The sequence below is a fragment of the Streptomyces sp. NPDC006655 genome (assembly GCF_040703965.1).
Taxonomy (GTDB): domain Bacteria; phylum Actinomycetota; class Actinomycetes; order Streptomycetales; family Streptomycetaceae; genus Streptomyces.
In genome coordinates this window covers 1-16,379 of the sequence record NZ_JBEYJU010000023.1, presented here as the reverse complement: position 1 = coordinate 16,379, position 16,379 = coordinate 1, and the positions used below count along the sequence as shown (strand labels likewise).

Here is a 16,379-nt window from a genome sequence, read left to right as displayed (position 1 = left end):
ACCCGTCACCTGACCCTGAAGGGCCCCACATGACGTTCTCCCCCCACCCGCTCAGCCGACGCCGCCTGCTCGCGGTGACCGGCGCGGCCACGGCCGCCGGCCTGCTGCGGTTCGCCCCCCAGGCCGCCGCCACCGACGGCCCCGCGAGCTACACCGCCACCTGGTCCTCCGTCGACCAGCACCCCCCGGCCCCCGCCTGGTTCAAGGACGCCAAGTTCGGCATCTACTACCACTGGGGCGCCTTCAGCGTCCCCGCGTACGGCAACGAGTGGTATCCGCGCAACATGTACATCGGCGGCTCCAACGAGAACCGGCACCACATCGCCACCTACGGCGACCCCTCGGTATGGCCGTACCAGAACTTCCTCGACGGCGCCCGCGACAAGGCGGGCAACTTCGTGCAGTTCGCCCCGAAACTGGTGTCCCAGGGAGGCAACTGGGACCCGGACGCCTGGGCCCGGCTGTTCAAGTCGGCGGGCGCCAGGTTCGCCGGCCCGGTCGCCGAACACCACGACGGCTTCTCGATGTGGAACAGCCGCGCCAACCCGTGGAACTCCGTTCAGCACGGTCCCCGACTCGACCTGGTCGCCCTGCACGCCCAGGCGATCCGCGGGCAGGGCCTGAAGTTCATGGCCTCCCTCCACCACGCCTACCACTTCAACGGCTACTACGACCACGTGCCGTCCCAGTCCGACCCGGCCCTGCGCATCCTCTACGGGCAACAGGGCTCTGCGGCGGAGAACAAGCTCTGGTACGACAAGCTCGTCGAGGTCATCGACGGCTACCAGCCCGACCTGCTCTGGCAGGACTTCGACCTCAACCTGGTCCAGGAGTCCTATCGGCTGCAGTTCCTCGCGCACTACTACAACCAGGCGGTCGCCTGGAACAAGGACGTGGTCGCGACCTACAAGGACGGGCTCGACAACCAGGGCGAGGTCTTCGACTTCGAGCGCGGCGGCCCGGCAGGACTGCTCACCCCCTACTGGCTGACCGACGACAGCATCTCCTCCTCCAGCTGGTGCTACACGGTCGGCATCGGCTACTACACGACGCAGGCGCTGCTGCACTCGTTGATCGACCGGGTCAGCAAGGGCGGCACCATGCTCCTGAACATCGCCCCCATGGCCGACGGCACCATCCCCTCCGGGCAGCAGTCGATCCTGCTCGCCATGGGGGACTGGCTCGGCCGCTTCGGCGAGGCGGTCTACGGCACCCGCTCCTGGTCCAGCTACGGCGAGGGCCCCACCCAGATGGGCGGAGGCTCCTTCAGTGGACCGGTGGCAGGAAAGCCTCAGGACGTCCGCTTCACCCGCAGCCAGGACAACAAGGTCCTGTACGCCACCACACTGGGCTGGCAGGGCGCCACCACGACCATCACCACGCTGAACTCCAACCAGATCAACCTCAGCACCCTGACCGGCGCCCAACTGCTGAACAACGCCGCCGGCACCTACGTCAACCTGCCCGCACCCACTCAGGACGCCGCCGGCCTGCACCTGGCCATGCCCTCGGCGAACCCGCCGTTCAACGCCCTCGCCTACACGGTCAAGCTCACCTTCTCCGGCGAGATCCCCGTCCTGGGCGCACCGGGCGGCTCCACGACCTGGGTGAAGATCGCCAACGTCACCAGCGGTCTGGTTCTGGACAGCGGCGGCAACGTCGCCTCCGGCTCCAACCTCAAGCAGTGGAACTACGACGGCAGCGCCAACCTGCAGTGGCAGCTGATCGACCTCGGCAACGGCTACCACCGCATCATGAACCGCGCCAACGGCATGGCCGCCGACAGCTGGGGCAACTCCGCCAACGGCGCTCCCGCCCGGCAGGAGGCGTGGAACGGCGGAAACAACCAGCAGTGGTCGCTGAACAGCCTCGGCGGCAACCGCTACCAGATCGTCAACCGCGGCACGGGCACCGCCCTCGACGGCAGCGGCAGCACGACGGTGGGCTCGACCGCGGTGATGTGGACGCCGAACTCCAGCACCAACAACGAGTGGACCGTCACCGCCCTGTGAACCGCCCGTGCCATCGAAATCCTCCCCGACCACACAACAAGGAGCGCGTATGAAACGCAGACCACTCCTGATGTCCCTCGCGGGTGCGCTGCTTCTCGTCCTGTCGGCAGCCGGCACCTCGTTCGGCAACAGCCACGCTGCCCCCCGTCCGGCCGTGGCCGCCGCCTCGGCCACCGCCGGCTGCGGCAAGGCCCCGGCGCTGACGAGCGGCACCCACACGATCCAGACCGGCGGCCAGACCCGCAGTTACATCCTGAGGGTGCCGGCCGGCTACGACAGCAACCACCCCTACCGGCTGATCTTCGGCTTCCACTGGCGCGGCGGCACGGCCGGCGACGTCGACTCGGGCGGAACGGACGGATACAACTGGTCCTACTACGGCCTGAGGCGCCTGGCGGACGCGAACAACAGCACGATCTTCGTCGCGCCCCAGGGCAACGGCAACGGCTGGGCCAATCCCGGCGGCCAGGACGTGGCCTTCGTCGACGCCATGGTCAGCCAGATCGAAGCAGGGCTGTGCGTCGACACCACCCAGCTGTTCTCCGCGGGCTTCAGCTACGGCGGTGCGATGTCCTACGCCCTCGCCTGCGCCCGGGCGACCGTCTTCCGGGCCGTCGCGGTCTACTCCGGCGCCAACCTCAGCGGTTGCAGCGGCGGCAACCAGCCCATCGCCTACATGGGACTGCACGGCCTGAGGGACAACGTGCTGCCCATCCAGTCGGGACGGGACCTGCGCGACACCTTCGTCCGGACGAACGGCTGCACCCCGCAGAACCCGCCCGAGCCGGCCTACGGCAGTCTGACGCACATCATCACCACCTACTCCGGATGCCGGTCGGGCTACCCCGTCGTGTGGGCCGCGTTCGACGGAGCCGGCCACGACCCCGGCCCCATAGACGGTTCCACCGGTGACGGCTGGCACACGTGGACGTCTGCGGCGGTGTGGCAGTTCTTCACCCAGTTCGGCTCCAGCACACCACCGCCCCCGCCCCCGCCGTCGAGCAGCCAGGAGATCGTCGGCCAGCAGTCCGGGCGCTGCCTCGACATCAACAACTCCACCACCGCCAACGGCACCCAGGCACAGCTGTGGGACTGCAACGGCGGCTCCAACCAGCGGTGGACCCCAACCGCCGCCAAGCAACTGATGGTCTACGGCACCAAGTGCCTGGGCGTCGGCCAGTCTGCCGGCAGCGGCACCCCGGCGGCGATCTGGGACTGCGACGGGCAGCCGGACCAGCAGTGGAACGTCAATCCCGACGGCACGATCACAGCGGCCCAGTCGGGGCTGTGCCTGGACGCCAGCGGCCAGGCAACAGGCAACGGAACCAAGGTCCAGCTCTGGACCTGCACGGGCGGAGCGAACCAGCACTGGCACCTGCAGAACTGACAGGCCGGGCCAGGTACGGCACCCTGCCGACCTGGCCCACGCCGCCAACTCACGGTGCTGTCCGGCCAGGTTGGCAGACCTCGTCGAGGGTCGCGGGACCGCCGAGCAGGGCGGCACCGTCGACGACCCGGCCTTCGGCCACGCGGTTGACGAAAGCAGCCGTACGGGCGGTGGCTTCGGTCGCCTCGGGGAGGAAGCCCGCGGCGATCCGCCAGGCGCGGGTCATCTCCGGCCACACCTCCAACTCACCCTGCGCGGAAAGGGCATCGAGGTCTTCGAGCCGCGCTTCACCTTCCACGGGTTCCGCTACGCCGAGATCACCGGCCAGCCGGACGGCTTCGACCCGGCGATGGGTGTGCGCGCCGTCGTCCTCCACTCCGACCTGGAGCGCGCCGGCTCCTGCGAGTGTTCCGACCGCATGCGCGGCAACTTCCTGGACGTGCCCACCGACTGCCCGCAGTGCGACGAGCGCCTCGGCCGGAACGGCGACATCCAGGTCTTCGCGCCCACCGCCTCCTTCCCCTACGACAGCGCAGGGCTCGCGACGACCGACGCGGCTGCACGGTCACTCGGGCGTCCCGACCCCGCCCGCTGACCAGCGCGCCCGGCCTGTTCTGCCGACTGCAGAACGCCCGCCCGACCTGACTCGACGGTCATACCGTCCCGTCTCATGGTGACGATGACCACGCGTACGGTCGAGTACCCGGCCGACGGCCTCACGATGATCGGGTACCTCGCGCTCCCCGCCGGCGTCGACCGCCGGCCCGCGGTCCTGATCGGGCCCGAGGGGACAGGGCTCAGCGATGTCGAGCGCCGCCGAGCCGATGCGCTCGCCGACCAGGGATACGTGGCGCTGGCCTTCGACCTCCACGGCGGGCGCTACTTGGGCGACCCCGAGGAGATGCTGGCCCGTTGCACGCCGCTGCTCGCCGACCCCGACCGGATGCGGGGGATCGGCCACGCGGCGCTCGGCGTGCTCCGCGCCGAACCGCGGACCGATCCGGACCGGATCGCCGCCGTCGGCTACGGCACCGGGGGCGCAATCGCGCTGGAACTCGGGCGCCACGGGGTCGACCTGCGCGCGATCGCGACAGTCAACGGACTGACCACGGGCCGACCGGGCGAGGCGGCGCGCATGCGCTGCCCGGTGTGGGCCGGGGTCGGATCGGAAGACCCGATCATGCCGCCCGCCCAACGGGACGCGTTCACCGCCGAGATGCAGGCCGCCGGCGTCGACTGGCGCCTCGTGGTCTACGGCGGAGCCCTGCACGCCTTCCACCACCCACCGGTCGACCACACCGTGCTGCCCGGCGTCGGCTACCACCCACGGCACGCACAGCGGGCCTGGCACGACATTCTCGCCCTGCTCACCGAGTGCTTGTCCGTGCCGGAGTGATCGAGTCGACCACCGCGATTCCGGTCCCCGCGACGGGCCGGCCGACCGCCACCGGATCCGGTCGACACCACTCCACCGCCCGGTCAGTGCTTCCGACGGCGGCTCGGGTGACGGCCTTCCAAGGGGCAGGTCTGATCTCAGGACGGCCGATGGGCGGGCCGGAGGCCGTCCATCAGCAGGTCCAGCAGGCGACCGGCCTGGGCTTCCTGCTCGGGCCGGGGGGCCACTGTGAAGGTGCCGATGAGGGCGGCGGCGATGTCTTCGGCCGCGATGTCGGCGCGGAGGTCGCCCGCCGTACGGCCTGCGTCGAGAATCGTGGAGATGGCCGTCAGAAGCTCGGCCCGGGTCTGCGCATGGGCGACCTGGCCCGAGTCGATCATCGCGCGCAGCGTGTCGAGCATGCCGTTCTTGGCCGCGATCCAATCCCCGAACAAATCCATCCAGCGCCGCAGCGCCGCCGCGGGCGGCAGATGGTCGAGCAGCTCGCGGGCGCCGCTCGTCAGTCGTACGACCTGGTCCTTGTACACCGCGTCGACCAGCGACTCGCGGGTCGGGAAGTGACGGTAGAGGGTGGCGATGCCGACCCCGGCCTCGCGGGCGATCGCGCGCATCGAGGGCTCCGCGTCGGCCGACATGAACACGCGGGTCGCCACCGTGAGCAGCTGTTCGCGGTTGCGTGCCGCGTCCGCCCGCGGCGTGCGGCTCTCCACCTCATCCGAAACGGAACGCGCTCCGTTTGTATTACGGTCGTTCATGTAAACGGAGCATAGTCCGTTTCGTTGCTTCCTTCCCCGTCGAGGAGACAGGCGCCAAGCAGATGCACAACGCCCCATCGCCCGCAGCCGGCAGCACGGCAGTCCGGATGGACTCCTTCGGAGGCCCTGAGAACCTGGACGTCCAGAAGGTCCCGGAACCACAGGCCGGGCCAGGACAGGTCCGCGTGCGGGTCACTGCGGCCGGCCTGAACCCGATGGACTGGATCATGACCACCGACGCGGACACCGCGGCCAGGTTCGGCCTGACGCTGCCGACCGGGTTCGGCACCGACTACGCGGGCGTGATCGACCAGATCGGCGACGGAGTGACCGACTTCGCGATCGGCGACCGGGTGTTCGGCGGTGCCCTGTCCCGGGCGGTCTCCGACTTCGTGGTGGTCGACTCGTCCGGCGAGACAGCGGCGGACGAGGCCCACCACACCCCTGACGGTGTCGACGACCGCACCGCGGCCACCCTCACGATCGCGGGCCGCACGGCGTCCGCCGCCCTCGACGCGGTCTCGCCCGGTCCGGGCGACACGATCCTGATCGGCGGCGCCGGCGGCGGGGTCGGCGTGTTCGCCGTCCAACTGGCCCGCATCGCGGGAGCACGCGTGATCGGGACGGGATCAGCGGCGTCAGCCGACCATCTGCGTGACCTCGGAGCCGAGCCGGTCACCTACGGCGAGGGCCTGGCCGAGCGGGTTCGCGCCCTCGCTCCTGACGGCATCACCGCCGCCATCGACCTCCACGGAACCGACACGGTGGACGTGGCGAGAGAACTCGGCGTCCCGGACGGCCGCATCTGCACCATCGCCGCGCAGGTCGAGGGAGTGCCGGCCGCCAACGGCGCGAACGCCACCCCTGGCGCCCTGGAGGAGATCGCCCGCCTCGTCGCGGAAGGCCGACTGAGGGTGCCCGTCGCGGCGGCCTTCCCGATCGACCAGATCCGGGCAGCGGTCGAACTACAGGCCGGTCGGCACGTGCAGGGCAAGGTCGTCATCGACCTCTGAGGCCGGCAGCGCACGCAGGCAGGCGGTTCGACTGCATCAGGGGCGGTGCGCATCCAGCCGCTGCTCGCAACTGCCGTGGGGCGTTTCACCGATGGCGTCGTGCAGTGGCGACGCGGCGGCACGGGCGTCCGCCCCGGCCGGCTGGTGCTCGACGTGGCCCGGACGGACCGAGGAAAAGGCTGTGGTGAGCTGGTCCAGCAGGGGCACCGCGCAGGGGTGGGGGTCGCGGCGCGGTGTGATCGCGTAGATCCCACGGGTCGGGGGATCGACGAGGGGCAGGGTGGTGACGTCGGCCCGCAACGCGCACGTCAGCACCCCGGGTATCAGGGCGATGGCGTGACCGGTGGCGACCAGGGCCAGCTTGCCGGGCAGATCGGCCGCGGCGAGGTCGATGCGGGCGCTGACCCCGGCACGGGCGGCATGCCGGCGCAGCAGCGCCGCGGAGCCGTCGTTGTCCTCGACCCAGGTCTCGTCGGCCAGCGCCCCCATGCACACAGGCCCCCGCCCGGCCCGCGGATGACCGGAGGGCAGCACGACGACCATCTCGTCCAATCCGAGGAAGCGGCGTTCGACCCGCGGGTCGGCGGCCAGCCCCGGCGGAGCGTCGGTGACGACGGCGACGTCGAGATCACCGGCGATCACGCGGCCGTGCAACTGTGCGCTCAGACCGGGAAGCAGGCTCCACCGGACCGGTCCGACCTGCTTCAGCAGGCCCCGGACGGCCTCAGGGACGATCCCCGCGGCGAGGGACGGCGTCGCCCCGACGGCCAGGGGCCGGTCACCCACCCCGTCGCGGACATCTCGTACCGCGCGAACAGCGCGGTCGGCCTCGTTGAGCGTGGCCAGGGCATGGCGCCGGAACACCTCACCGGCCGGTGTGGGACGCACACCACGCGCATGACGCTCCACCAGAGGCACGCCGAACTGCCGCTCCAGCCCGGCGATCTGCCGGGAGACGGCCGACTGCGTGTGATGCAGCTCGGCTGCCGCCGCCGACAGCGATCCGACCCGGCACACGGTCACGAAAGTCCGCCACACAGTCAGGTCCACGGCGGCAGTATGCCCCCACGGTATGCGGGTCCCGCAGGGCGGGCATGCGAAATCTGCGCTTGTCGCATCCCTCGAGGTGCACCACTGTGGCGCGCATGACCACACCGCACACGATCGCCGTCCTCGGCCTGGGGCGCATGGGCAGCGCCCTCGCGACACGACTGGCTGCCCAGGACCGGGACGTCGTCGCCTGGACCCGCTCGGGGCGCACACCGGGCACCGTCAAGACGACCGGCGACCCGAACGAGGCCGTGGCCCGGGCAGACCTCGTCCTTGTGGCACTGTTCGACGGCCCGGCCTGCCGGCAGGTCCTCGACGACGTCCGTGACTCGCTGCGCACGGACACGATCGTGCTCAACACCAGCACCATCGCCCCCGCCGAAGCAACGAGTCTGGCCCGGCAGTTCGGCCCCTCCTACGTCCACGCGCCCCTGCTCGGCTCGGTGCCTGCCGCCGCCGGCGGCGACCTGCAGATCCTCGCCGCCGACCAGAAAGCACTCGACCGGGTCCGCCCCGTTCTGGAAACACTGGGCACCGTCCGGCACGTGGCCGCCGCCGCCACCGCCGCCGCGCTCAAGCTGATCGCCAACAACAGCCTCGCCGGAGCCGTCCTCGCGCTGCGCGACGCACTGCGGCAGGCCGACGCCCTCGGCCTGCCCCGCACCCAGACGCTGGACGTCCTCGAACTCGGCCAGCTCGGCGCCCTCGTGGCGCGCAAGCGGCCCTTCCTCCTCGATGAGCCGACCCCTGCCACGGCCGAATTCACCATCGGTGCGCCGGCCAAGGACATGGCGTTGCTGGCCGCCGCGTCGGACACCCCCTTGCGCAGCGCGGCCGGCCTGGCCGACACCCCTGCCGCCCCCGAGGCCGACATCGCCGTCGCCGCCACGGTCCCCGCCGTGAAGGACGCCGTACTCGAACCGCTCCGCGCCTACATCCGCGGACACGCCACCGGCGACCCCACCCACTTCCGTGACGCGTTCCTTCCCACCGCCCACATCGAAGGGATCCGCGACGGCGCGTTCGTCTCCTGGCGCCTGGACGAGTACTGCGCCCTCTTCCCGGGCCGGCCGGCCCGGGACGAACCGACCCGCACCCGCCGCATCGACGCCCTCGACGTCCACGGCACCGTCGCGACCGCCACCATGACGCTCCGGCACGGCGGGGACACGTTCACCGACCTCTTCCTGCTGGTCCTCGCCGACGGCAACTGGCGTATCGCCAACAAGGCGTATCACCGCCACGACTGAGAACGGGAACCGATCCGTCTTTCCGCGCCGGCGCTCCTTACGAACGCGGCCACCTCGTCTGAAGCGGCGAGATCACCGCAGCCGGGAGGTGTGTGCAGAACGAGCATGCAACGGCCACGGCAACGTAACGCTGCCGCCCGCCGGTAGCGGGTGCCAGTGCGCGGCGAAGTCGTCCACGCGGCCCAGGATGCGCTCGACAAGCGGCGACTCGCCGATATCTGGCTCCACCGAGGAGAACCGATCAGGGAGACTGGACCGTCGGCCCGCTCGCACCTGCCACAACGGCTCACACAGGGAGGCCAATGTCTCGGATCGAGCCATGTCGGCGCGCTCGGCCGTGCTCGGCTGCCGCTTCGCTTCCCGACGTGCCCGGCGCTTCCTGATCACAGGGTCGGCCGCCCAGAAGACATTGCTCTGTCCGGCTGCAATCCTGCCGAACACACCACCGGACAGGCCCGCCTCGGCCTCGACCAGGAAGTGCACGGCGTCATGCGGCAGACAGTCGCCATACCCTGGCCCCGGTCGCGGCGCCAATCGCGGACCGCGTTCCCGAACGACGGTCATCCGACAGCGGCGCCCGGGCACCTCGGTGAACGTCACGTCCATGGTCGGCACGGTACCCACCGTTGCCGAAAGAGCGCACGCAATTACCCTGGAGGCAGAGCAGTGACCGCACCCTCCGCCCCGGCCCGGCAGATCTGGCCGCTGTACGCGGCCGGGTTCACCACCGCCTTCGGCGCGCACGGGATCGCCGCCAACCTGGGCGGCCACACCGACGACGCGGTCACCTCCCTGCTGGTACTCGGCGGACTGCTCGCCCTCTACGACGGCGCCGAGGTACTCCTCAAGCCCCTCTTCGGCACCCTCGCCGACCGGATCGGTGCCCGTCGCGTGCTGCTCGGCGGGCTGATGGCCTTCGCCGCCGCGTCCGCGCTGTACGCCGTCGCCGACAGCCCGGGCTGGCTGTGGGCCGCACGTCTTGGGCAGGGAGCCGCGGCCTCCGCCTTCTCCCCGTCCGCCTCCGCGCTGGTCGCCCGCCTGAACCCAGCTGCGAAACACGGGCGGGCCTTCGGCAGCTACGGCTTCTACAAGTCGATCGGCTACACCCTGGGCCCGCTGCTCGGCGGCGTCCTGGTGTGGGCCGGCGGCCTGCGCCTGCTGTTCACCGTCCTCACGATGCTGGGCGCGGCGGTCGCCGTGTGGGCCGCGCTCGCCGTACCCGCCGTACCGCCACTGCCCAAGGCCCGGCAGACGGTCCTCGACCTGGCCCGGCGACTGGCTGATCCGGTCTTCCTCGCCCCGACGGCCGCGCTCGCGGCGGCGACCGCGGCCCTGTCGGTCGGCGTCGGGTTCCTGCCGGTCTCCGGCCGCGCCGTCGGGCTGGGCACGGTGGCGACCGGGGCGGCGGTGTCGGTGCTCGCCGGCTGCGCGGCCCTCGTCCAGCCGCGTGCCGGGCGCGCTCTGGACGACGGGCGCCTGACGACCCGGACCGGCCTGGCCGCGGGGCTGTCGCTCACCGCCGCGGGGCTGGCCGGCGCGATGCTGCCGGGGCTGACCGGCATCCTCCTCGGCGCGGCCCTGATCGGTGCCGGGACGGGGCTGATCACCCCGCTCGGCTTCGCCGCGCTGGCCGCGAGCACCCCGGCGGAGCGGCTCGGGCAGACCATGGGCGCCGCCGAACTGGGCCGGGAACTCGGCGACGCGGGCGGCCCGCTGCTCGTCGCCGCCGTCGCCTCGTACGCCACGCTCACCTACGGCTTCGGGGCGCTCGCCGCGCTGACCGGGGCCCTCGCGGTGGCGGCGTTCGTCCACCGCCGCTCGGTGTCGCCCGCACACCGGCCGAGCGCCGAAGGGTGAACGGGGGCGGGTGTCAGGTCAGTTCTGGTGTCGGTGCCGCAGCAGACGATGGCCTACGAAGTCCTCGATGGAGTCCACGGTGCCGACGGTCCCGTAGCCGTGGGGCCGAGCAGCGGGGGAGGGGGGCCGGCGGGCGTGGGCCGGCGGGCCGGGCAGGGGCGGCGCCTACTGGCGCCGTGCGCCGCACGTCCGGGCCGGCGCGTCGCTCAGCAGGGCAGGTCGAGGGTGACTGCGCCGCCGTGTCCGGTGTTCCGGGCCTGTGCGGTGCCGCCGTGGGCGAGGGCGACGGCGTGGACGAAGGCGAGTCCCAGGCCCGATCCCTCGCTGGTGCGGCTGGCCTCGGCGCGGGCGAACCGGTCGAAGGCCCGGGGCAGGAACTCGGGCGGAAAGCCGGGCCCCTCGTCCGTGACGGACAGCCGCAGCCTGCCCTGGTGGACGCCGGCCGTGAGGCGGACGCTGCCGGTGCCGTGGCGCAGGGCGTTGTCGAGCAGATTGCCGATCGCGGGTTGCAGCCAGCGCGCGTCGCCCTCGATGACCACGTCGGGCACGTCGACGGCCAGGTCCCGCCCCGATCGTTCGGCGGTGCGCCGATGCGGGACGACGGCGGCCTCGACGAGGTCGGCCAGGCGCACGCGGGCCCGGGTGAGGTGCTGGCTGCTGCCGAGCTCCTCCAGGTCGAGAAGTGCGTTGGAGAGGTCGATCAGGCGCTGGACCTCGGTGTCCACCGACCGCAGGGTGTCCGTGAGTTCACCGGCGGAGCGGGGGCGGTGCAGGGCGACGTCGAGTTCGGCACGCATCAGGGTCAGCGGGGTGCGTAGTTCGTGGCTGGCATCCGCGACGAACCGGCGCTCGCGTTCGGCGGCGGCTTCGAGGCGGTCGAGCATGTGGTTGAGGGTGTGCCCGAGCCGGGTGATCTCGTCATGGCGGTCGGCGGGCACGTCGAGCCGCGTGTGCTGGGCGCCGTCGGCGAGGGTGGCCGCGCCCCTGCGGTAGCGCTCGACGGGGCGCAGAGCGGCGCGCGCGGTGCGGTAGCCGACGTACGAGGCGGCGATCAGGGTCAGGGCGGAGGCGAAGGCGAGCTGGGCGAGCAGTTCGCGCAGCGCCTCGTCGCGGTGACCGCGCCGGACGGCGGCGATCACGATCCGGGGCTCCCCGGCGGCCGTCACGCGTCTGGCCTGCAGGCGCAGGGTGTCGAAGGTGATGGGCAGCAGGGAGCCGACGTCTCGTCGGACGGTGGCACCGTGCACGACGGCGTCCAGCTCGACGGAGGTGAGCAGCGGCTGGTGGCGCAGAGCGTCGCTGGAGTGCAGGATGCGGCCGTGTGCGTCGAGGATCTGCTGGAGACTGCCGCTGGGGCCCGGCGGGGGCGGCGTCCTGGCGCGGACGGCTTCGTCGAGGCTGCGTTGGTAGGTGGTGAGGTCGTCGTTGAGCTGCTGGTCCAGGGCGGTTTTGACCCGCCAGTAGACCAGTCCGGCGGCCCCGGCCAGGACCAGGGACATGGTGAGGGCGACGGCCAGTACGAGGCGGGTGACGACGGGCAGTCGCCGCAACCCCTCCCGCAGCTTCACGGGGTGGTCTCCAGGCGGTAGCCGCGTCCGCGCAGGGTCGTGATGGTCGTACGGTCGAAGGCGCGGTCGACCTTGGCGCGAACCTTGGACACGTGGACGTCGATGGCGTTGCTGCGCAGGTCGGTCTCCCCGTCCCAGACCTCGCCCAGCAACTGGAGGCGGGTCACGACCCGGCCGGCGTTCTCCATCAGCACCCGCAGGACATCGAACTCGCGGCGGGCGAGGTCGAGTTCGGTGTCCGCGCGCCAGGCGCGCTGCTGCTCCGGGTCGAGGACGAGGTCGCCGACCCGCAGGCGTCCGGAGCCGTCGGGGCGGCGCCGGGAGATGGCCCGCAGCCGGGCCAGCAGTTCCTCCATGGCGAAGGGCTTGACCAGGTAGTCGTCGGCGCCGGCGTCCAGCCCGGCGACCCGCTCGTCGATCGCGCCGCGGGCGGTCAGCAGGATCACCGGCACGTCGACGCCGTCGGCGCGCAGCGTGCGGCACACCTCGATGCCGTCCGTGCCGGGCAGCATGACGTCCAGGACAACCGCGTCGACGCGGTGATCGCGGGCGGCGGCCAGGCCGGACGGCCCGTCGTAGCGGCCTTCGGCGGTGTGGCCGGACTCGGTGAGGTAGCGGACGACCAGGTCCGTGAGGCGCGTCTCGTCGTCGACGACCAGGTAGTGCATGCCGGCCAGGCTAACCGGCCGCGCGGCCGGCCCTGCCGCCGGGAAGGCTTCATGGTCTGTTCATGTGACATCCCTACCGTCGATCACGTCGCGGTGCTCCGCGGGCCGCGACCGGTCCGCCGTCGACGTGCCGTGACGGAAGGGACAGTTCATGCACGCAGCGGTCGCGGTGCTCGCCGCCAAGGGCCTCATCACCCACATCGCCCCCATGGACCTAGTGACCCGCGGCGGCCTCGACGTCGTCGCCCTGCTGCTCCTGGTCGGGTGGCTCTACCGGCGCCGGCCCAGCGTAGCTGCGATGCCGCTGGTCCTGGTCGCGCTCAACATCGGCCTGTTCGCCGCGATGAGCACCATCAGTGCCGGAAAGTTCCCCGCCGGGGTCGGTTTCGGCTTGTTCGGCATCCTCTCCCTGGTGCGGCTGCGCAGTGCGGCCTTCACCCTGCGGGATGTCGCCTACACCTTCGTCACCCTGGTCATCGCCCTGTGCACGGGGCTGCCGCAGCGCGACAGCTGGCTCGTCATCGCCCTGTCCGCGGTGCTCCTGGTCGCGGTGCTGGTCGTCGACGACCCTCGCTCCTACGAGCCGCCGACCCGTACCGTGAAACTCACGCTGGACCGGATCTACGACGACCCGTCCCTGATCCGCCAGGACGTCGAGCACCGCTTCGGCCGGGCGCCGCTGTCCGTCCTGGTCGACGAGGTCGACTACGTACGGGAGACGACTCGGGTCTCCGCCCGCTACCCGGTGGCACCGGACGAGCCCGCTCCCGGCTCGGAGACCGAACCGCGCGAGCAGGTGATGGCTGCATGACGCCGGCCTTCTCGTTCACGGCCGGGCTGAGCCTGTCGGCGCTGCGGGGCGCGACGCTGGCCGAGGTCGACGCAGCGGCCGCTCTGCAGCACCGCACCGACCGCAAGTACCTTCTCCCGCTCGACCAGGCCCGCACCTTCGTCCGCCTGCTCGCCGACAGCCACCGCGTTCTCGACCTTGCGGGGCGCCGTACGACGAGCTACCTCAGCACCTACTTCGACACCGAGCAGCTCGCCGCCTGGCACGCCCACGTCCAAGGCCGCCGCCGGCGCTGGAAGGTCCGCACCCGCCTGTACGCGGAGGACGGACTGTGCCGGGTGGAGGTGAAGACGAAGGACGGCCGCGGCGCCACGGTCAAGCACGCCCTGAAGGTCCCGGCCCCCGCGTACGGCGAACTCGACGCGCAGGCAACCGAGTTCGTGGACGGAGTGCTGGAGGAAGCCGGCATCGCGGTCACGGCCGAGGAACTGGCCCCCGCCGCCGAGGTCCGCTACGTCCGGGCGGCCCTCGCCGACCTGGACCACGGCACCCGCGTGACCCTCGACGGCGCCCTCACCTGCCACCACGGCGACCGGACCGCCGCCCTCGACCCGGCTCACGTGCTCGTCGAGACCAAGGGGGGCGCTCGTCCCGCCCCGGCCGACCGGTTGCTGCTGCGTCTGGGCGGCAGGCCCGTCTCCCTCAGCAAGTACGTGGTCGGCCGGTCCCTGCTCACACCCGGCCTGCCCGACAACGACGTACGCCACCTCGCCCGCACCCACTTCACCGCACGGACGGGCACCGCCCAGACGGGCACCGCACCCCTCTTCGAAAGGACCTCAGCCGCATGAACGCTCCGCGCGGCATCACATGGCCCTACGCCGTCATCGCGCTGCTCGCCGTCGCCGCTGCCGCCATCGGCCTCCTGCGACCGCAGCTGATCCCGGCCGCCGCCGCCACCTCGGGGAAGAAGAAGCCCGGCGCCACGGCCCTGCTCAAGCAGAACCCGCCGCCCGCTCTCTTCACCGACGCCGAGATCGCGACGATCGGCAAGCAGGCGGTGGACCAGGGCAAGAAGGCCGATGCCCTCTTCGCGCAGTGGAAGGCGGCGCACGGCACCACGCGCGACGACAAGGCGTTCGCCGGCTGGGCCGCGCAGCAGGTCCCCGCCCCGCCGACGGCGAAGCAGCGCACCGCCGAACTCCACCAGGTCCAGACGCTCGCCAAGATCCGCAGCGCCGCAGGCAGGAAGGCTGCCAGCTGGCTGGAGCTCCACGGCAAGAAGGACATCTGGAAGCTCTACCTCCACGACCAGCGTGAGCTGATCCCCGCCACGCAGGGCACGGCGGAGAAAGCCGAGCTCAAGGCGGCCCTGAAGATGGCCAAGACGATCAGTGACCAACTGGCGGCCAAGGACAAGCAGCCGGCCCCGTTCGTCCTCGACCCCGCCCTGCGCCCGGACAAGCACATCAAGCCCGGCGCCAAGGGGCCCTACTCCTACCCCTCCCGCCACGCAGCCCGCTCAGCCGCGGCCGTCACCCTCCTCTCCGCCCTGTCCCCGCACCGCACCGAGGACTACGAGTGGATGCGCGCCGAAGTCCTCTACTCCCGCCTCTACATGGCCGGCCACCTCCCCAGCGACCTCACCGCCGGCACCCTGCTGGGCGACCTGATCGGCGACTACGAACTCGCCGTCAGCGGCTGCCGAGCCGCCCAGACCTGCCGTGACCGGTGAGGTCGGCACCCCGGTGACCTGACCGACCCGCGGACAGCGCACCTCGCGCCGCCGCGGCGACCCGCCTCGCCCGGCCCGCGGGGCGGTGCTGCGCCTCTGGAGAGACGGCCGGTCATCCGCATGGGGGAAACCCGGAGACGGTGGCGCCGTGAGGACAGTGCGCGGGACGGCTGGTACACCGCCCGGGGGGTGTGGGGTACGCCAGGGCCTGGGCGTGGGCGGGGAGTCCGACACCGAGTGATCCACTCCCTCACGCCTCGGCCGGCGGGGCGCGCTGCGCCACCGCACGTACATGTGGCTCATCGATCTGCGGCGCGGGACCGTCCGCCCCGACTGGCGCTCCCACTGCGCCCGTTGGCCCGGTTCGACTCCGCGACCACTTCACCGGTGACCAGCCGTCCCTCCCCGCGGGCCTCGACGCCCTCCTCGCCCGGACCGGAACGGTGTGCGCCGACGAGGAGTTCTACGTCTCGCCGTTCTTCCCCTTCGACGGCCGCTACCGCATGCGGCTGCCGAGACCGGGACCCCGGCTCGACCTGACCCTGCACCCGGACCGCGCCGACGGCCGCGCCCTGAAGGCACCCGTCCACGGCATCCGTCGCCCGGTGACCGTCCCGAACCTGCTGCGGCCTGGCCCGGCGCCACCCGTGGTCCACCCTCGCCGTGTCGGCCGCGATCCGCTTCCACGGCATCCGTCTCCACCTGCGGGCCTGCCCTTCCAGGACCGAACCGACGACCACCGCGCCCCGGAGACCGTGACATGAGAACTGCCGAGCCCCGAAGCGCCGCCGAACCCGCCGAGACCCCCGCTGACGTGCCGGCCGACGTGCCCGCCCAGGTCCCTTTCTCTGCGACGTCCTGTTGAGACGCGGGCGGGTCGGCCCGGAGCAGCTGCTCC

The 16,379-nt window shown here is 72.0% G+C and carries 14 protein-coding genes and 2 pseudogenes; 11 read left to right on the top strand and 5 right to left on the bottom strand.

Going from position 1 to position 16,379, the window contains the following annotated elements:
• Window positions 1–29: 29 nt before the first annotated feature.
• The 4 genes and pseudogenes from AB0958_RS15845 to AB0958_RS15830 all read left to right on the top strand — a co-directional run bounded on the left by AB0958_RS15845 (window position 30) and on the right by AB0958_RS15830 (window position 4,795).
• Complete coding sequence (locus tag AB0958_RS15845) at window positions 30–2,012, top strand: alpha-L-fucosidase (protein WP_366891004.1); 1,983 nt, start codon at window positions 30–32, stop codon at window positions 2,010–2,012.
• 70 nt (window positions 2,013–2,082) lie between these two features.
• The gene (locus AB0958_RS15840) at window positions 2,083–3,399 is read left to right on the top strand and encodes a ricin-type beta-trefoil lectin domain protein (protein ID WP_366891073.1); all 1,317 of its coding nucleotides are present in this window, start codon (window positions 2,083–2,085) and stop codon (window positions 3,397–3,399) included.
• A 250-nt stretch (window positions 3,400–3,649) separates the two neighbouring features.
• Window positions 3,650–3,940: pseudogene (locus AB0958_RS15835) on the top strand (family 78 glycoside hydrolase catalytic domain); the annotation flags it as partial.
• A 129-nt stretch (window positions 3,941–4,069) separates the two neighbouring features.
• Window positions 4,070–4,795 carry a dienelactone hydrolase family protein gene (locus AB0958_RS15830; RefSeq protein WP_366891003.1) on the top strand — a complete coding sequence of 242 codons (726 nt, stop codon included), beginning with the start codon at window positions 4,070–4,072 and terminating at the stop codon, window positions 4,793–4,795.
• Between the two features lie 137 nt (window positions 4,796–4,932).
• Here AB0958_RS15830 and AB0958_RS15825 read toward each other — a convergent pair whose 3' ends face one another.
• The gene (locus tag AB0958_RS15825; protein WP_366891002.1) at window positions 4,933–5,550 is read right to left on the bottom strand and encodes a helix-turn-helix domain-containing protein; all 618 of its coding nucleotides are present in this window, start codon (window positions 5,548–5,550) and stop codon (window positions 4,933–4,935) included.
• Between the two features lie 107 nt (window positions 5,551–5,657).
• Here AB0958_RS15825 and AB0958_RS15820 point away from each other — a divergent pair, with 107 nt between their 5' ends.
• Window positions 5,658–6,563 carry an NADP-dependent oxidoreductase gene (locus AB0958_RS15820; protein ID WP_366891001.1) on the top strand — a complete coding sequence of 302 codons (906 nt, stop codon included), beginning with the start codon at window positions 5,658–5,660 and terminating at the stop codon, window positions 6,561–6,563.
• A gap of 36 nt (window positions 6,564–6,599) precedes the next feature.
• Here AB0958_RS15820 and AB0958_RS15815 read toward each other — a convergent pair whose 3' ends face one another.
• On the bottom strand, window positions 6,600–7,613 hold the full coding sequence (locus AB0958_RS15815; RefSeq protein WP_366891000.1) for a LysR family transcriptional regulator: 1,014 nt from the start codon (window positions 7,611–7,613) through the stop codon (window positions 6,600–6,602).
• A 95-nt stretch (window positions 7,614–7,708) separates the two neighbouring features.
• Here AB0958_RS15815 and AB0958_RS15810 point away from each other — a divergent pair, with 95 nt between their 5' ends.
• Complete coding sequence (locus AB0958_RS15810) at window positions 7,709–8,863, top strand: nuclear transport factor 2 family protein (RefSeq protein WP_366890999.1); 1,155 nt, start codon at window positions 7,709–7,711, stop codon at window positions 8,861–8,863.
• A gap of 72 nt (window positions 8,864–8,935) precedes the next feature.
• Here AB0958_RS15810 and AB0958_RS15805 read toward each other — a convergent pair whose 3' ends face one another.
• Window positions 8,936–9,469 (bottom strand): hypothetical protein, encoded by a 534-nt coding sequence (locus AB0958_RS15805; RefSeq protein WP_366890998.1) that lies wholly within the window; start codon window positions 9,467–9,469, stop codon window positions 8,936–8,938.
• A gap of 60 nt (window positions 9,470–9,529) precedes the next feature.
• On the opposite strand from AB0958_RS15805, the gene AB0958_RS15800 reads away from it, so the two are divergent.
• Complete coding sequence (locus AB0958_RS15800; RefSeq protein ID WP_366890997.1) at window positions 9,530–10,720, top strand: MFS transporter; 1,191 nt, start codon at window positions 9,530–9,532, stop codon at window positions 10,718–10,720.
• 206 nt (window positions 10,721–10,926) lie between these two features.
• Here AB0958_RS15800 and AB0958_RS15795 read toward each other — a convergent pair whose 3' ends face one another.
• Together AB0958_RS15795 and AB0958_RS15790 are read right to left on the bottom strand one after the other, a co-directional pair.
• Window positions 10,927–12,288: an ATP-binding protein gene (locus AB0958_RS15795; protein WP_366890996.1), complete on the bottom strand. Its 1,362-nt coding sequence runs from the start codon at window positions 12,286–12,288 to the stop codon at window positions 10,927–10,929.
• On the bottom strand, window positions 12,285–12,956 hold the full coding sequence (locus AB0958_RS15790; RefSeq protein ID WP_366890995.1) for a response regulator transcription factor: 672 nt from the start codon (window positions 12,954–12,956) through the stop codon (window positions 12,285–12,287). Before AB0958_RS15790 ends, AB0958_RS15795 begins: the two co-directional genes overlap by 4 nt.
• A gap of 151 nt (window positions 12,957–13,107) precedes the next feature.
• Here AB0958_RS15790 and AB0958_RS15785 point away from each other — a divergent pair, with 151 nt between their 5' ends.
• From AB0958_RS15785 to AB0958_RS15770, 4 genes and pseudogenes are all read left to right on the top strand, one after another.
• Complete coding sequence (locus AB0958_RS15785) at window positions 13,108–13,767, top strand: DUF4956 domain-containing protein (RefSeq protein WP_366890994.1); 660 nt, start codon at window positions 13,108–13,110, stop codon at window positions 13,765–13,767.
• Window positions 13,764–14,597, top strand: coding sequence for a polyphosphate polymerase domain-containing protein (locus tag AB0958_RS15780; protein ID WP_366890993.1), 834 nt, complete (start codon window positions 13,764–13,766; stop codon window positions 14,595–14,597). Before AB0958_RS15785 ends, AB0958_RS15780 begins: the two co-directional genes overlap by 4 nt.
• Entirely contained in the window at window positions 14,594–15,481 is an 888-nt protein-coding gene (locus AB0958_RS15775; RefSeq protein WP_366890992.1) for a phosphatase PAP2 family protein, read from the top strand. The genes AB0958_RS15780 and AB0958_RS15775 overlap by 4 nt, the downstream gene beginning before the upstream one ends.
• A 274-nt stretch (window positions 15,482–15,755) precedes the next feature.
• Window positions 15,756–16,240, top strand: a pseudogene (locus AB0958_RS15770) (DUF1365 family protein).
• The last annotated feature ends 139 nt before the right edge of the window (window positions 16,241–16,379 follow it).

What these genes read in the sequence shown, in the direction of transcription:
- AB0958_RS15790 (WP_366890995.1), bottom strand. Translation starts at nt 12,956, where the DNA reads ATGCACTACCTGGTCGTCGACGACGAGACGCGCCTCACGGACCTGGTC.
- AB0958_RS15810 (WP_366890999.1), top strand. Translation starts at nt 7,709, where the DNA reads ATGACCACACCGCACACGATCGCCGTCCTCGGCCTGGGGCGCATGGGC.
- AB0958_RS15805 (WP_366890998.1), bottom strand. Translation starts at nt 9,469, where the DNA reads ATGGACGTGACGTTCACCGAGGTGCCCGGGCGCCGCTGTCGGATGACC.
- AB0958_RS15840 (WP_366891073.1), top strand. Translation starts at nt 2,083, where the DNA reads ATGTCCCTCGCGGGTGCGCTGCTTCTCGTCCTGTCGGCAGCCGGCACC.
- AB0958_RS15785 (WP_366890994.1), top strand. Translation starts at nt 13,108, where the DNA reads ATGCACGCAGCGGTCGCGGTGCTCGCCGCCAAGGGCCTCATCACCCAC.
- AB0958_RS15830 (WP_366891003.1), top strand. Translation starts at nt 4,070, where the DNA reads ATGGTGACGATGACCACGCGTACGGTCGAGTACCCGGCCGACGGCCTC.
- AB0958_RS15775 (WP_366890992.1), top strand. Translation starts at nt 14,594, where the DNA reads ATGAACGCTCCGCGCGGCATCACATGGCCCTACGCCGTCATCGCGCTG.
- AB0958_RS15780 (WP_366890993.1), top strand. Translation starts at nt 13,764, where the DNA reads ATGACGCCGGCCTTCTCGTTCACGGCCGGGCTGAGCCTGTCGGCGCTG.
- AB0958_RS15825 (WP_366891002.1), bottom strand. Translation starts at nt 5,550, where the DNA reads ATGAACGACCGTAATACAAACGGAGCGCGTTCCGTTTCGGATGAGGTG.
- AB0958_RS15820 (WP_366891001.1), top strand. Translation starts at nt 5,658, where the DNA reads ATGGACTCCTTCGGAGGCCCTGAGAACCTGGACGTCCAGAAGGTCCCG.
- AB0958_RS15845 (WP_366891004.1), top strand. Translation starts at nt 30, where the DNA reads ATGACGTTCTCCCCCCACCCGCTCAGCCGACGCCGCCTGCTCGCGGTG.